This is a genomic window from Mycolicibacter heraklionensis (assembly GCF_019645815.1).
GTDB lineage: Bacteria > Actinomycetota > Actinomycetes > Mycobacteriales > Mycobacteriaceae > Mycobacterium > Mycobacterium heraklionense.
Genome location: NZ_CP080997.1, coordinates 240722 through 254850 on the forward strand (window position 1 = coordinate 240722; position 14129 = coordinate 254850).

Annotated in this window: 14 protein-coding genes; 7 read left to right on the forward strand and 7 right to left on the reverse strand. The window is 68.1% G+C overall.

Annotated elements, in window-relative coordinates:
- Positions 1-3 precede the first annotated feature (3 nt).
- The gene (locus K3U94_RS01160) at positions 4-1335 is read right to left on the reverse strand and encodes an amidase (protein WP_230987340.1); all 1332 of its coding nucleotides are present in this window, start codon (positions 1333-1335) and stop codon (positions 4-6) included.
- A gap of 108 nt (positions 1336-1443) precedes the next feature.
- On the opposite strand from K3U94_RS01160, the gene K3U94_RS01165 reads away from it, so the two are divergent.
- The gene (locus K3U94_RS01165; protein ID WP_220695304.1) at positions 1444-1869 is read left to right on the forward strand and encodes a thiol-disulfide oxidoreductase DCC family protein; all 426 of its coding nucleotides are present in this window, start codon (positions 1444-1446) and stop codon (positions 1867-1869) included.
- On the opposite strand, the gene K3U94_RS01170 is transcribed toward K3U94_RS01165, so the two are convergent.
- Together K3U94_RS01170 and pgfA are read right to left on the reverse strand one after the other, a co-directional pair.
- A complete protein-coding gene (locus K3U94_RS01170) occupies positions 1866-3569 on the reverse strand; it encodes an MmpA family trehalose lipid delivery protein (RefSeq protein ID WP_220695305.1) in 1704 nt (567 codons plus the stop codon). The genes K3U94_RS01165 and K3U94_RS01170 overlap by 4 nt on opposite strands.
- 7 nt (positions 3570-3576) lie before the next feature.
- Positions 3577-4845, reverse strand: a complete 1269-nt coding sequence (pgfA, locus tag K3U94_RS01175; protein WP_220695306.1) for a cell envelope lipid trafficking protein PgfA — start codon at positions 4843-4845, stop codon at positions 3577-3579.
- A 104-nt stretch (positions 4846-4949) separates the two neighbouring features.
- Between pgfA and K3U94_RS01180 the strand changes: the two genes are divergently transcribed.
- Positions 4950-6140, forward strand: a complete 1191-nt coding sequence (locus K3U94_RS01180; protein ID WP_220695307.1) for an acyltransferase family protein — start codon at positions 4950-4952, stop codon at positions 6138-6140.
- Here the strand turns inward: K3U94_RS01180 and K3U94_RS01185 are convergent.
- Positions 6077-7405 carry an oxygenase MpaB family protein gene (locus tag K3U94_RS01185; protein WP_220695308.1) on the reverse strand — a complete coding sequence of 443 codons (1329 nt, stop codon included), beginning with the start codon at positions 7403-7405 and terminating at the stop codon, positions 6077-6079. The two genes, K3U94_RS01180 and K3U94_RS01185, sit on opposite strands and share 64 nt — an antisense overlap.
- A 146-nt stretch (positions 7406-7551) precedes the next feature.
- Between K3U94_RS01185 and K3U94_RS01190 the strand changes: the two genes are divergently transcribed.
- Positions 7552-8145: a TetR/AcrR family transcriptional regulator gene (locus tag K3U94_RS01190; protein ID WP_230987341.1), complete on the forward strand. Its 594-nt coding sequence runs from the start codon at positions 7552-7554 to the stop codon at positions 8143-8145.
- A gap of 11 nt (positions 8146-8156) precedes the next feature.
- Here K3U94_RS01190 and K3U94_RS01195 read toward each other — a convergent pair whose 3' ends face one another.
- Positions 8157-9488, reverse strand: a complete 1332-nt coding sequence (locus K3U94_RS01195) for an oxygenase MpaB family protein (RefSeq protein ID WP_047320483.1) — start codon at positions 9486-9488, stop codon at positions 8157-8159.
- A 95-nt stretch (positions 9489-9583) separates the two neighbouring features.
- Between K3U94_RS01195 and K3U94_RS01200 the strand changes: the two genes are divergently transcribed.
- Positions 9584-10159, forward strand: a complete 576-nt coding sequence (locus K3U94_RS01200) for a TetR/AcrR family transcriptional regulator (protein ID WP_220695309.1) — start codon at positions 9584-9586, stop codon at positions 10157-10159.
- Between the two features lie 24 nt (positions 10160-10183).
- On the opposite strand, the gene K3U94_RS01205 is transcribed toward K3U94_RS01200, so the two are convergent.
- Together K3U94_RS01205 and K3U94_RS01210 are read right to left on the reverse strand one after the other, a co-directional pair.
- Positions 10184-11161 carry a phosphotriesterase family protein gene (locus K3U94_RS01205; protein WP_047320481.1) on the reverse strand — a complete coding sequence of 326 codons (978 nt, stop codon included), beginning with the start codon at positions 11159-11161 and terminating at the stop codon, positions 10184-10186.
- Between the two features lie 53 nt (positions 11162-11214).
- A complete protein-coding gene (locus K3U94_RS01210) occupies positions 11215-11673 on the reverse strand; it encodes a MarR family winged helix-turn-helix transcriptional regulator (RefSeq protein ID WP_047320480.1) in 459 nt (152 codons plus the stop codon).
- 159 nt (positions 11674-11832) lie between these two features.
- Between K3U94_RS01210 and K3U94_RS01215 the strand changes: the two genes are divergently transcribed.
- Genes K3U94_RS01215 through wrbA form a run of 3 tightly spaced genes read left to right on the forward strand, consistent with a single transcriptional unit; the run spans position 11833 to position 14128 of the window.
- A complete protein-coding gene (locus tag K3U94_RS01215; protein ID WP_220696617.1) occupies positions 11833-12930 on the forward strand; it encodes an LLM class flavin-dependent oxidoreductase in 1098 nt (365 codons plus the stop codon).
- Entirely contained in the window at positions 12927-13508 is a 582-nt protein-coding gene (locus K3U94_RS01220; RefSeq protein WP_047320478.1) for a CE1759 family FMN reductase, read from the forward strand. The genes K3U94_RS01215 and K3U94_RS01220 overlap by 4 nt, the downstream gene beginning before the upstream one ends.
- Positions 13509-13525: 17 nt before the next feature.
- A complete protein-coding gene (wrbA, locus tag K3U94_RS01225; RefSeq protein WP_220695310.1) occupies positions 13526-14128 on the forward strand; it encodes an NAD(P)H:quinone oxidoreductase in 603 nt (200 codons plus the stop codon).
- The last annotated feature ends 1 nt before the right edge of the window (position 14129 follow it).

The window sequence follows — 14129 nt, forward strand, 5'->3', positions numbered from 1 at the left end:
CCCCTAAGCAGTGCGCGGCCAGGGTTGGAGCTGCTGGATTTGAGCGGCGAGGCCCAGCAGGGTCCGCTCCGACCCGGGTTTGCCGACCAACTGCACGCCGACCGGCAGGCCGCGGCGATCGAGTCCGGCGGGCACGTTCATCGCGGGCCAACCGATCATGTTCCACGGTGCCGCGAACGGGGCGTAGCGAGCGTTGGCGACCAGCGAGGTGAGCCAGCCCCGTTCGGCCCAACGCCGTGATCTGAGCGGCGGTTGCGCCAGCGTCGGCGTGACCAAGACGTCGGTGTCGGCGAAGAAGTCGAACGCGCGCTCCCGCCACACCTCGCGGCCCCGGGGGCTCGAAAGTCCCCGCTTCTCGACGGCGTCTCCGATCCACACGTGGATGCGGTTGCGGCGCTCCAACAAGGAGACGTTCGTCGAGGCGTGTGCATCGGCCGCAGCTCCCGCCGTCCACAACGCCAGCGCGGTCGTGCTCATCAGCGTGGCCGGGTAACGCGGGGTCGCGGACCGAATGAGGTGGCTACCGCGAAGAAGATCGGCAGTCCGATGGACCGCCTCGGCCCAACCGCGTGCCACCGGCGTCGCGGGACTGGGGGCCGACGTCGACACGGCGATCCGCAGGGTGGGCGGCTGGATCAGCGTCGCGGCATCGGGGTCGTCGGCCATGACCGAGAACATCAGCGCGGCATCGTCGACCGTGGTCGCGAGCGGTCCGTTCTCCGACATCCCTCCCCAGGATGTGTGCGCCTCGCCGACCGGCACCACGCCGCGACCAGGCTTGAGGCCAACCAACCCGCAGCATGCGGCCGGGATCCGAATCGAGCCCATGCCGTCGTTTCCGTCGGCGAGGGGTACCGCTCCGGATGCGACCGCGGCCGCAGATCCCCCGGACGAGCCACCCGGCGTCCGCTCCGGATTCCAGGGATTGCGGGTGACGCCGAAGGCCGAATCGGTTGCGCCCCAGATGCAGAGCTCAGGCACGCGCGTCAGCCCGACGATCACGGCCCCTGCCGCGCGGAGTCGACGAACGACCTCGTGGTCGGTTGGTTGAGGCGCCGCGCTGGTGGCCGGCGAGCCGTCCCGCATCGGTTCCCCGGCTACGGCGATGTTGTCTTTGATGGCAATCGGAACGCCCGCCAACGGAAGCGACCCGCGATCGTCGCGAGCATCGATCGCGTCCGCCTCGGCCAGCGCAGCGTCGTTGCGGATCACCTGCCACGCGTTGAAGGCCGGCTGGGTTTGCTCGATCCGGTGCAGCGCTTGCTGTGTGGCGGCTCGGGCCGTCAGCATGCCGCTCTGAACTGCGGCCGCAATCTCGGTCGCGGTGAGCTCCACGTCGAGACTTTATCGCCTGGCAGTCCTCCGTCGACGTCAGCTTCCTACCGGGTAGCGCACTGCTCCATACTGGACAAAGAGGTTGTGCAGACGCGTGGAGGTGCACCGGTGAGCGACGACCACCCAGCTCCCGTCCTGCTCTACGACGGCGTCTGCGGAATCTGCAATCGGTCGGTGCAGAGCATTCTGCGGTTCGACCGGCGCGGCACCCTGCGATTCGCGGCATTGGAAAGTGACTTCGCGCGCGCGATCATCGAGCGCCATCCGGAGCTGCGGGATGTTGACTCGATGGTCTTCGTGGCGAACCCCGGCCGGCCCGATGAGCACATCGATGTTCGATCGGCGGCGGCGCTGCGGGTGCTGAGTTATCTGGGTGGCCCCTTCCGGCTGCTGCTCGCGGCCCGCATCATCCCGGCAGGTCTGCGTGACTGGCTCTACGACCGCTTCGCCTCCGTCCGTTATCGGTTGGGCGGTCGGCACGACACCTGCCCGATCCCGGGGCCCGGGGTGCGCGCCCGCTTCCTGGACGCCTAACGCACGGCCTTGCATCGTCGGATCGACGGCGCCGCCAGACCTCCAGCGCCCACGACCAGCATGGCCAGCCACGCCAGGTGGGCAACCATCGCGGCCCGGCGCGACCCGGCCGAAGCCTTCGGCGCGCGGCCGCCGACCCGGTAGAGAGTCAGGTCGGGATCTCGGTAGGTGACGGGCAGCCGGGTCAGAGTTTTTGTTGCAGAACCTATTTCGCCGTCTACATCAGATTCCTTGACCACCCAGCCCACACCTTTGACGCCGAGGGTGGCCGGCTCAGCCCCGGACAACAGCGCCTCCTGCACCTCGCGGGCGTGAGTCCCCTCCCCGGGCACCGCCTGCCCGCCGACGGTCAGGTCGCCGGTGGTGAGCACCTCGGCGCGCACCCACCGGGGCAGCGGATCGAGCACCGGCGCCGGCCCCGCCCAGGGGAAGTGACGCATGGTGTCGGCCGGCAGCACGGCCACCGGGCGCGGGTCGGCGTTGATCTTGGCCGCCACCGCCGCCCAGCCGGGCGGGTAGTGCACCGGCGTGACCCGCCCGGCCACTCCGGCGGCCAGGTCGGGTAGCACGACGATCAGCGCGGCGCAGCACACCAGCGCCGCACGCGCGGGCGGCAACCGGTCCCGCAACCCCACGACCGCCCCGGCGCCGGCCAGCAAGTAGCCCGGCACCGCCAGGGCCACCCACTTCTGCCCGTCGCGCAGCACCCCGAGCCCAGGTGCGATCTCCGTCGCCCAGCGCAGCAGCGCGAGCCCCGGCCCGGTAGCCAACAGGGTGAACGCCAGCACCGTCGAGCCCGCCAGGATCAGCAGCGGACGCACCGCAGGCAGGTCTCGCACCGACGCCCATCCCAGCCCCAGCACCCCGAGGAACACCGCCGTCGCCAGGAGCGCAAACACGGTTCGGCGCGAACCGGGTACCGCCTCGGCATTCCAGATCCCGCCGAGCCCGGCGAGGCTGCCCAGGGTGCCCAGACCCGGCTCGGCGCGGGCCGCGAATGCCGTCACCCCGGCTGATTCGCCCTGTGCGGATCCCGGGCTCAGCACCACCGCCATCAGCCAAGGCAGCGCGGCGGTCGCCGCGATCGCCACGGCGCTCGCCGCGCACCACCATCGCGGCGGCCCGGATCCGGGCGCCGCGACACACACCAGTGCCACCACCGCCGCCAGCAGCAGCCCGGTGGGGGTCAAGCCGGCCAGCGCCAGAAAGAACACCAGGCCGACCAGCCGCATGGACCCGGTTGCGCCGGCGCGCAACCCCAGCATCGCCGCCGCCACCCACGGCAGGCAGCCGTACCCGACCAGCAGGCTCCAATGCCCCTGCAGCAGCCGCTCGGCCACATAGGGATTCCAGATCGCCACGGTGATCGCCACCAGCTGACCGGGCAGCCCGGCCTCCGGCAGCACGATCGCCACCAGTCGTGCCGCACCGCATCCGGCCAGCCACAGCCCCGCGAACAGCAGCGCCTTGACCACGGTGCCGCCGTCGATCAGCCGCGATGCCAGTGCCACCGCGAAGTCCTGCGGCACCGCTCGCGGCGATGCCTCACCGAGCCCGAGGGCGGTCTCGGTCAGATAGGACCGCGGCGTCGAAACCGCGTCTCGCAACAGCAGATAACCCGGACGCAGTAATGGCGCCAGGATGAGCAGCGTCAGCCCGAGTGCATAGCACGGCGCGATCGCGCGCCTGGCTCGCACCACGGGGAAACTACGGCTGGTCGGGAGCCGAATCCGGGGTGCCGCGCTCCGGGGGGCTCGACTCTGGGGGCCCCGACGGGCGGTCCAGCTGGGGACGTTGGGTCGGCAGCTTCTCGGTCTCGGCCTCGGCTCCGGAAGGCTGCTCGGTCGTCGGCGCCTTGGGCGCGAACCCACCGAAGAACCCACCGTCGGATCCGTCCCGGCCCCGCCGCCCCAACGCGGCCTCGGCCGGCAGGCTGAACCAGCCGGCCAGAACGCCGCCGATCAAGCAGATCAACCCCGCTGCGGTGAAGGTGATCGGCAGCACCCGGGACCACAGCGCCACCCGGTCGCGTTCGTTGCGGGCCGCATTGACCTGCGCTTCGATGGTCTCCTCGGAGCTGGTCACCGTGTAGTCGGCCAGGGCGATCTCCGGCTTGAGCGCATCCCGCGCGTAGTAGTGGTTGGCGTGCACCTTCGACTTGACGATGGTGCCCGAGACGGGGTCGACCCACATCGTGCGCTGCGCCGCGTAGTACCGCGTCATCGTGACGTTCTCGTCGGGGTCGGCGCCTTCGATGTTCCAGAGCCGGGCGGGCGCGGTGATCTCACCGTCTTCGTCGTGGCCGTACAGCGACGGGTAACGCACCGGCTCGGCCAGGCTGCCGTCGCCGTCGTAGCCGACGTTCTGGACGAACCGGTAGGTGGTCAGCCCGTTGACGTCGTCCTCCCCCTCGTAGTTGGCTTCGTAGGCCTTCTGCGCGATCGGGTCGAAGTACTGGTAGGACTGCTTCTTGGTGTCGAAGGGGAACCGGTAGGACAGTCCCTCGTGCGGCAGGGCGATGTTGGTGGGCGGGCTTTCGTCCTCAAAGTTGCGCGGTCGCTGCACCGAGCCACCCGGGTGGGTGTCGTCCGAAATCGCCTCGGCGGTCGTGCGATTCAGGGTGACGGTGTCGACGATGGCCAGCAGCAGCCCGGTGTCCTTCTGCCGGTCCGCGCGCCGCAGCGACGAGCCGACCTGCAGGGTCACCACGTCGGCATTGGCGGGCGACTCGACTCCGATCTGTTGCTGGGACACCAGCGGCACGTCCTGGTCGACGACGGCGTGCTCACTGCCCAGGGACTCGGGGTCCAACGCGGCGCCGCTGCCGTTGCCGATCAGCGTGACATCGATGTCGAGCGGGATCTTGGCGATCTTTCCCGCGGTGTAGGTGGACAGCAACAGTGCCGCGACCATCAGGGCGGCGCCGAGGCCCATGACTGCGCATGCCGCGATACGCATCATGATTGCTCGGTTCACGTCGCCGCATCCTCCTTTTGACCCGGTACCCAAATTTGTTTGACCCTAACAGCAGCGGATGCAACAGCTACTGTGTGTCCATCGATGCCTCGGTCGGAAATCAGATGAGCCAGCAGGTAGGCGGCGTGCGCAGCTTCCTGCCCGCCGTCGAGGGCATGCGTGCCTGCGCGGCCATCGGGGTGGTGATCACGCACGTCGCGTTTCAGACTGGGCACTCGTCGGGGATCAGCGGCCGGCTGTGGGGTCGTTTCGACATGGCCGTCGCGGTGTTCTTCGCGCTGAGCGGATTTTTGCTGTGGCGCGGCCACGCGGCGGCCGCGCGCGGGCTGCGTCGAGAGCCGCCGACCGGGCACTATCTGCGGTCACGCGTGGTGCGGATCATGCCGGCCTACCTGGTGTCGGTGGTGGTGATCCTGGCGCTACTGCCCGACGCCGGGGGCGCCAGTCTGGTGGTGTGGCTGGCCAACCTCACGATGACGCAGATCTATGTGCCGCTGACCCTGACACCGGGCCTCACCCAGATGTGGAGCCTGGCCGTGGAGGTCAGCTTCTACGTCGCCCTGCCCCTGCTGGCGCTGGCGGCGCGGCGGTTGCCGGTTCGCGCCCGGATACCGGCGATCGCGGGCATGGCGCTGCTCAGCCTGGGATGGGGCTTTCTGCCCATCCACACGCCCTACGGGGTGAACCCGTTGAACTGGGCGCCGGCCTACGGCTGCTGGTTCGGGGCGGGCATGCTGCTGGCGGAGTGGGTGCACAGCCCGGTCGGCTGGGTGCACCGGCTGGCCCGTCGGCGGCTGCCGATGGCGCTGCTGACATTGGTGGCGTTCTTGGTCGCGGCGTCGCCGCTGGCCGGTCCGGAGGGGCTGACCTCGGCCACCGTCGGGCAGTTCATCGTGCGCACCGCGATGGGTGGTGTCTTGGCGTGGGCGCTGTTGGCGCCGTTGGTGCTCGACCGGCCTGACACACCGCACCGGTTCCTGGCCAGCGCGCCGATGGTGACGTTGGGCCGCTGGTCCTACGGGATCTTCATCTGGCACCTGGCCGCCCTCGACATGGTGTTCCCGGTGATCGGCCGGTTCGCGTTCACCGGGGACATGGCAGTGGTGCTGGCGCTGACGATGGTGTTCACCGTCGCCATCGCCGCGGTCAGCTACGCCCTGGTGGAACAGCCGTGCCGCGAGAAGCTACGGGGCTGGGAGACGCGGCACCGAGTGGAGCGCCCCGATGCCCCTCAGGCGGCTTTGCCCGACGGGGTGTACTCGGCGACGTCGCTGGTGAATTCGGGCGTGCCGTAGGCCTTCAGCCGCCGCTTGAGCAGCCGTAGCACGTAGGCTCCTGTCAGCCGGCGCAGGCCGGGGGTGCGCACAGCGCGTTGCACCACCAGCAGGCGGCCGGCCACGAACGGAGCCGTGAGGGCGATCCGGGCATAGTCTCCCGCGCTGAGCGTGACGCTCATCTTCGCGGCCACGTCCCGTTTACCACCGCAGAACGTCTTAACGAAAAACGCTTTGCTGTAGCTCTTCTCGACAGCGTCGGCGATGCGCTCGCGAAGGGTGTCCTCCTGCCGCAGGTAGGCGGCCATCGTCGAGCGGACCAGCTCCCCACAGGTGGAGTCGTCGAAGTCGTCGCGCAGCAGCGCGGCGCGGGCACTGAACACTCGGATGATTTCGTCGGGTGTGGTCGGCAAAAGCTCCTCGGGCAGGCCGAGTAGCACGCAGCGGTAGCGGGTGAACTCGACCTGGGCGCGCTCACTTGGCGTGAACTCGGTGCGTTTGTGGCGGCGGGCATCCATCGCCAGCACGTAGAGGTTGATCATCCCGGCCGGCATCTGGTCGATCTGCGGAATCGGCAGCCCGTAGATGTCGACGTCCCATTTCGGCGATCGCTTGAGCGCGTTGAAACGGACCATCGAGTGCATGAGCCGCACCATGGCTGCCGCCTCAAAGCCCGGGCCGTACCGGTCCAGTGCGCCGGGCAGGGTGGTGACGGCGAAGAAACTGGTGGTCTCGTTGACCCGCCCGGCGGCGCGCTTCCCCGACAGGGCGCCGGTCAGTGCCATCGGCAGCGCGGCGTAGGTGTTGAGGAAGGTCGCGATGAACGCCCCGCGGACGACGAACGGCGCCAACAGCGCCATCGGGAGTCGGGAGTGCTCGGCGCCCTGTCGGACCAGGTCCATGTCCAGCCAGTCCGGCGTGGCCTCCATGTCGGCGATGAAGGCGGCCAGCTCGGGCGGCGCATCGGGCACCGCGCCGATGCCCTGCCGACAAGCCTGCTTGAGCATGCTGATCAGGGAGCTGACGCTGTACTGGCCCATCAGTGCGGCGTAGGAGTCCGACACCACATCACCCAGCCAGGTGGCCGTCGTGATCAGCTCGACGGCGGCATCGTCGGCCAGCAACTTGGCCCGGGTAGCCGGATTGCCTGGCAGAGACGAGACGTCGTCGGGGGAGAGCGCTGTGCGGTAGGGCTGCACGTCGAAGTTCAAATCCCCGTAGAGCTCCGGCAACAGCTCGGCCTGACGGCGCACGCGCTGGTGCAGCTCGGGGTAGTGCGTGGGCATCGATGACCTCCGGCAACAAGCAGATCGTCCGCACAATGGCACAAACTCATGTAATTGTGTCACGATAACACGAGGGAAACGCGGCCAGGTCGGGCCGCCACCGCACGTCGGCCCAGCTCACCGCCGAGCATGACAGGATGAACCACATGGCCGGTCCGGCAGCAGTCAAGGTCGGCGATCCCATGAGTGGCACGGCGGGCGCCATTCTCGAGGCCGCTCGGGTGGAGTTCGAGCGGCATGCCTTTCGCCGGGCCAACATCGACGCTGTCGCCCAGCGGGCCGGAGTGAGCCGTCGAACGCTGTACCGGCACTTCCCCACCAAAGAAGCGCTGTTCGAGCAGCTGGTGGAGACCGACACCCAGGCCCTCTTCGTGGAGCTCGGCCACGCTGCCCGTGCCCAGGATGCCGCCGGCGCAATCGTGGAATGCTTCACCCTCGCCATGCGCCGCATCACCGAGAATCCGCTTGCTACCGCGGTCATCGAAAGCGAACCGGAACTGCTCATCGGAGTGAACACGCCCAACGGTGAGAAGGCTCTGGTGCGTGCCAGCCATCTGGTCGCCGCGACGTTGCGGCTCTGCGGAGTGACCATGCCCGACGAGGCGGTCCTCACCACCGCGGAGATCCTGGTGCGCCTCGTGGCATCACTGCTCACCAACAGGGCAGGGGTGCTCGACATCAACGACACGGTCGCCGTCCGCAAATACGCGCAGACCTACCTCGCCCGTTTGGTCTGGTAACCGCCCTCGGCTCATTGCGCCAGCTGCCCCGCTGGTGTGTAATCATTTGCATCGCTGGTGAATTCGGGTTTGCCGTAGGTCTGCAGTCGACGTTTGACGAGCCGCACCAGGTAGTCGTCGGTGATCTGACGCAGCGCCGGGATCCGGTTGGCGCGCCGGACCACCAGCAGGCGCCCGATGATGAACGGCGCGGTCACGCCGATCCGCAGGTAGTCGGCCAGGCCGATCGACACCCCCTTGTCCTTGGCGACGGCGCGGTCGCCGTTGCAGAAGGCCTTGGTGAAGGCGGCCTTGCTGTAGCTCTTCTCGACGGCGTCGGCCATGCGTTCCCACCGGGTGTCGACGGGCCGCAGATAGGCCGCCATGGTCGAGCGCACCATCTCCCCGCAGGTGGCGTCGTCGAAGTCTTCGCGCAGCAGCGCCCCGCGGGTGTGGATGAGGTGGATGATCTCGGCGGGGGTGGTCGGCAGGAGCTCCTCGGGCAGACCGAGCAAAAACGCCCGGTAGCGGGTGAATTCGACGACGGCGCGCTCGCTCGCGCTGAATTCGGTGCGCCCCTTCCGGTGAGCGGCCGTGGCCAGCAGGTAGAGGTTGATCATGCCGGCCGGCATCTGGTCGACCTGTGGAATCGGCAGCCCGTAGATGTCGATGTCCCACTTCTCGGAGCGCTTGAGCGCGTTGTAGCGAACCATCGAGTGCATCAGCCGCACCATGGCGGCCGCTTCGAAGCCCGGGCCGTAGCGGTCCAACGCCCCGGGCAGCGTGGTGACGGCGAAAAAGCTCGTCGTCTCGTTGACCCGGCGCGCGGCGCGACGGCCGGACAACGCGCCGGTCAGTGCCATGGGCAGCGCTGCGTAGGTGTTGACGAAGGTCGCGATAAAGGCCCCGCGGGTGACGAACGGCGCCACCAATGCGGCCGGAATGCGTGCGTGCCGAGCGCCCTCACGCACCAGGTCCATGTCCAGCCACGGGGGCGCGGCTTCCATATCGGCGATGAACGCCGCCAGCTCCGGTGGCGCGTCGGCGACCGCGTCAATGCCCTTGCGGCAGGCCAACTGGAGCATGTCGATCAACGCGGTGACGCTGTATTCGGACATCAGCGCCGCATAGGGGTCGGCCACCACATCCCCGAGCAGGGTCGTCGTGCGGATCAGTTCGACGGCCCGTTCGTCGGCCAGGTAGGGGGCGCGCTCGGCGACCCACTCCGGCAGGGCCGAGCGGTCTGCCGGATCGGTGGTGGTGCGGTAGGGCTGTTTGTCGAAGTCGATGTCGCCGTAGAGGTCCGGCTGCACCTCGCGCTGACTGCGAACACGTTCCGCAAGCTCGGGGTAGTGCGTGGGCATCACGGCCTCCAGATAACTAACATATTGTTAGTTACACAAGTAACAGAGTGTTAGTTATGCTGTCAACTATGACTTTGGGGCAGTCGCGGCGGCGGATGACGGCCGAGGCCCGGCGTGGCCAGATCCTCGATGTCGCCCACGCGATCGTGGACGCGGAGGGATTTCACGCGGCCACGCCGAACCGGATAGCCCGCGAGGCCGGGATCAACCGGTCGCTGATCTATCAGCAATTCGGCGACCCCGCCAGGCTTTTCGTCGCGTTGATCGATCGCGAAGCCGCGCGGGCGGCCGACCAGTTCGCCGAGGTGATCGCCGAAACGACGGAACCGGGCGGCGACGGCGTTCTGGTCAGCAGGTTCGACAGCGTGCTCCGCGCGGTCGACGCCTGCCCTGCCACGTGGCGGCTGTTCCTGTTCCCGCCGCAGGGCGCGCCGCCGGAACTGCACGAGCGTCTTGCGCAGGCGCAAGAAGTCGTGCGCGCCTACTTGGTGGGCGAGTTGCTGCGCAGCTACCCCGACTTGCCGGATCCTGACTACACCGCCCGCATGCTGCATGCCGCCGCTCGCGAACTTCTGCAGTTGCGCCTCAGCGATCCCGAGGCCGCCACCCACGAGCGCCTCCACGCCCTGATTCGGTCGCTGGCGGTACGTGCTGCTGTGCCGGCGCGGTGACGTCGGCGAAGCCCAGCGGGGGCCTCAGTAGCCGCCGGAGTGCTCGAAGATCTTGCGCGGGTTGTCGACCAGCATGGTGCGCAGCTGCTCGTCGGTGACGCCACGCTGCCGCAGCGCGGGGATCACGTCGTTGTGGATGTGCAGGTAGTGCCAGTTGGGTGCGGCCACCGAGCTCAGTTCGCCGGGCAGCGCATCGAAATAGCAGTTGGCGTCGTGCGAGAGCACCATCTTGTCCGCGTGGCCGCGCTCGCACATGGCCGCCACCGTGTTCACGCGTTCCTCGAACGGCAGGATCAGATCGATGCCGAACCGGTCCATACCCAGGTACGAGCCCGCGGCGATCAGGTCCTCCAAGTAGCCCAGGTCGGTGCTGTCCCCGGAGTGGCCGATCACCACGCGGGACAGGTCGACGCCTTCTTCTTCGAAGATGCGCTGCTGTTCCAGGCCGCGACGGCTGCCGGCATGGGTGTGGGTGGAGATGGGTGCGCCGGTACGCCGGTGGGCTTGGGCGACCGCGCGCAACACCCGCTCGACGCCGGGAGTGACGCCCGGTTCGTCGGTGGCGCACTTGAGGATCGCCGCCTTGATCCCGGTGTCGGCGATGCCGGTCTCGATGTCGCGGACGAACATGTCGGCCATGATCTCCGGTCCGTCCAGCATGGTGCCTGGACCCAGATAGTGGAAGAAGAACGGCACGTCGTTGTAGGTGTAGACGCCGGTTGCCACCACGATGTTCAGTTCGGTGCCCGCGGCAACTCGGGCGATCCGCGGGATGTAGCGGCCCAGGCCGATCACCGTCAGGTCGACGATGGTGTCGACCCCGGCGGCCTTCAGCTCGTTGAGCCGAGTGATCGCGTCGGCCACCCGGGCCTCCTCGTCGCCCCAGGCTTCCGGATAGTTCTGGGCGATCTCGGTGGTCATGATGAACACGTGCTCGTGCATCAGGGTGACGCCGAGGTCGGCGGTGTCGATGGGCCCGCGCGCGGTGTGACATTGCGACATGGCTCGATCGTATGGAGATTGACGCGGCGGTCGGCTGCCTTCGCCGAGAATGCCTACGGCTGCTCCAGCAGATTGTCGCGGATTCGCGCATAGGAGTGGGTGAACAGTTCCACCTCACGCGGACTGAGCGAGTCGAACAGGCCGGCCCGCACCGCTTGCACATGGCCCGGCGCGGCCGCTCGCAACTTGTCCATGCCCGACTCGGTGAGCTCGGCGTACTGGCCGCGTTTGTCTTCCTCGCACTTGACCTGGTGGACCCAGCCGGCGTCGGTCAGCCGTTTGACCGCTCGGGTGACTCCGCTGCGGGTCGTCACGGTGATGTCGGCCAACTCGTTCATCCGCAGCCGGCGGTCGGGCGCCTCGGACAGCAGCGCCAGGATCTCGAAGTCGGACAGGTTCAGTCCTGCGTCGGCGGCCAATTGCCGGTCCAGGCTACGGAGCAGCAAGCGCGTGCTGTCGAGGTAGCCCCGCCACATCCGCTGTTCCTCCTCGTTGAGCCATGGTGCCTCCATGAGGCCCAAATATAGTTGACGAAATCACAATCGTCCAAGTTGATAGCCGTGCTAAACAGCTAGAAGGCGAGGGAATGGATCGTAAAGTAGTTGCGTTAGCAACTATCAGCTAGAGTTGCGACCAACAACCCAAGGAGGCCTGCCGTGACGAGCACCGGTATGCAGTTCGGCATCTTCACCGTCGGCGATGTCACCGTCGACCCCACCACCGGCCGCGCGCCGACGGAGGCCGAGCGCATCAAGGCGACCGTGGCGATCGCCAAGAAGGCCGAGGAAGTCGGCCTGGACGTCTTCGCCACCGGTGAGCATCACAACCCGCCGTTCGTGCCGTCGTCGCCGACAACCCTGCTGGGCTATATCGCGGCGCAGACCGAGCGCATACAGCTGACCACCGCCACCACGCTGATCACCACGAACGACCCGGTGAAGATCGCCGAGGACTACAGCGTGCTGCAGCACCTCGCCGACGGCCGAGTGGACCTGATGCTGGGGCGCGGAAACACCGGCCCGGTGTATCCCTGGTTCGGCAAGGACATCCGGGCCGCTTTGCCGCTGACCGTGGAGAACTATCAGTTGCTGCGCCGGCTGTGGCGCGAGGACGTCGTCGACTTCAGTGGTGAGTACCGCACCCCGTTGCACGGGTTCACCCTGGCGCCGCGTCCGCTGGACGGGATCCCCCCGTTCGTCTGGCACGGGTCGATCCGCAGTCCCGAAATCGCCGAACTCGCGGCGCACTTCGGTGACGGCTTCTTCGCCAACCACATCTTCTGGCCGGCGTCGCACACCAAACGGATGGTGCAGCTGTACCGCCAGCGCTTCGCGCACTACGGCCACGGTGGTGCCGATCAGGCGATCGTGGGGCTCGGCGGGCAGGTGTTCCTGCGGCCCAACAGCCAGGATGCGGTGAACGAGTTCCGACCGTACTTCGACAACGCCCCGGTCTACGGCCACGGCCCGAGCCTGGAGGAGTTCAGCGCCCAGACTCCGCTGACGGTCGGCTCGCCGCAGCAGGTGATCGACAAGACGCTGGGCTTCCGTGACTACGTGGGCGACTACCAACGCCAGCTGTTCCTGGTCGACCATGCCGGTCTGCCGTTGAAGACGGTGCTTGAGCAGCTCGATCTGCTGGGTGAGCACGTTATCCCGGTGCTGCGCAAGGAATTCGCCATCGGCCGGCCCGCGCACGTTCCCGGTGCGCCGACGCACCAGTCCCTGGTTGAGGCTGCGCGGCAACCCGAAATCCAGGAGGCGTCATGAGACTGGTCGTGATCAGCGGCGGGTTGCGTGAGCCGTCGTCCACCCGGCTGCTGGCCGACCGGCTCGCCGCGGCGGTCCGCGCCGAGCTCGGGCAGGTCGACATCGAGGTCGTCGAGTTGCGGCACCTGGCTCGGGCGATCACCGACGCCATGTTGACCGGGTTCGCCTCGGCGGAGCTGGAGGCGGTGTTCGACGCGGTCGCGGCCAGTGACGGAGCGATCGCGGTGACGCCGACGTTCAACGCGACGTTCAGCGGGTTGTTCAAGTCGTTCTTCGACGTGCTGCCCGAGCAGACCCTGGACGGCACGCCGGTGCTGATCGCGGCGACCGGCGGCACCGAACGGCACTCGCTGGTGCTGGACCACGCCCTGCGTCCGATGTTCTGCTATCTGCATGCGCTGGTGTCGCCCACCGGCGTGTACGCGGCGACGTCCGACTTCGGCGCGCAGGGACTGTCTGAGCGGATTACCAAGGCGGCCAGGGACTTCGCTCGGCTACTAGAACTGCGCGGACCCCGCCGCAGCGATACGGCCAGCGTGGAAATCAATGAGATGCAACGCCTGCTCGCAGGCGCCTAGAAAAAGGAGAGATGGCAATGACGAAGTTGGCGGTTATCTACTACTCGGCTACCGGGCACGGCACCAAGATGGCGCAGCGGGTGGCCCAGGCGGGCGAGGCGGCGGGCGCCGAGGTCCGCGTGCGGCACATCCAGGAGACGCGCGACCCGGAGACCTTTGCCCACAACCCGGCGTGGAGCGCCAACTACTCGGCGACCAAGGACCTGCCGGCGGCCACCGGCGACGACATCGTCTGGGCGGACGCCGTCATCTTCGGCTCGCCCACCCGATTCGGTTCCCCCTCAGCACAATTCCGGAACTTTCTGGACGGGCTTGGCGGGCTGTGGGCCAAGGGCGAACTCGCCGACAAGGTCTATGCCGGCTTCACCTCGAGTCAGACCGCCCATGGTGGGCAGGAAGCCACGCTGCTGAATCTCTACGTGTCGCTGATGCATTTCGGCGGCATCCTGGTCCCGCCGGGCTACACCGACCCGATCAAGTTCGCCGACGGCAACCCCTACGGCGTCGGGCACGTCACCGGACCGAACAACCAGAACGATCTGGACGAGGCCACGCTGGCCGCACTCGACCACCTGGCCACCCGGGTGGTGGGCGTCGCCGCCAAGCTCGCGGCGGGGTGAC

Excerpts from the sequence above, each read along its gene's own strand:
- K3U94_RS01180 (WP_220695307.1), top strand. The coding sequence starts at position 4,950 with ATGAGCCAGCAGGTAGGCGGCGTGCGCAGCTTCCTGCCCGCCGTCGAG.
- K3U94_RS01185 (WP_220695308.1), bottom strand. The coding sequence starts at position 7,405 with ATGCCCACGCACTACCCCGAGCTGCACCAGCGCGTGCGCCGTCAGGCC.
- K3U94_RS01190 (WP_230987341.1), top strand. The coding sequence starts at position 7,552 with ATGGCCGGTCCGGCAGCAGTCAAGGTCGGCGATCCCATGAGTGGCACG.
- K3U94_RS01195 (WP_047320483.1), bottom strand. The coding sequence starts at position 9,488 with ATGCCCACGCACTACCCCGAGCTTGCGGAACGTGTTCGCAGTCAGCGC.
- K3U94_RS01200 (WP_220695309.1), top strand. The coding sequence starts at position 9,584 with ATGACGGCCGAGGCCCGGCGTGGCCAGATCCTCGATGTCGCCCACGCG.
- K3U94_RS01205 (WP_047320481.1), bottom strand. The coding sequence starts at position 11,161 with ATGTCGCAATGTCACACCGCGCGCGGGCCCATCGACACCGCCGACCTC.
- K3U94_RS01210 (WP_047320480.1), bottom strand. The coding sequence starts at position 11,673 with ATGGAGGCACCATGGCTCAACGAGGAGGAACAGCGGATGTGGCGGGGC.
- K3U94_RS01215 (WP_220696617.1), top strand. The coding sequence starts at position 11,833 with ATGCAGTTCGGCATCTTCACCGTCGGCGATGTCACCGTCGACCCCACC.
- K3U94_RS01220 (WP_047320478.1), top strand. The coding sequence starts at position 12,927 with ATGAGACTGGTCGTGATCAGCGGCGGGTTGCGTGAGCCGTCGTCCACC.
- wrbA (WP_220695310.1), top strand. The coding sequence starts at position 13,526 with ATGACGAAGTTGGCGGTTATCTACTACTCGGCTACCGGGCACGGCACC.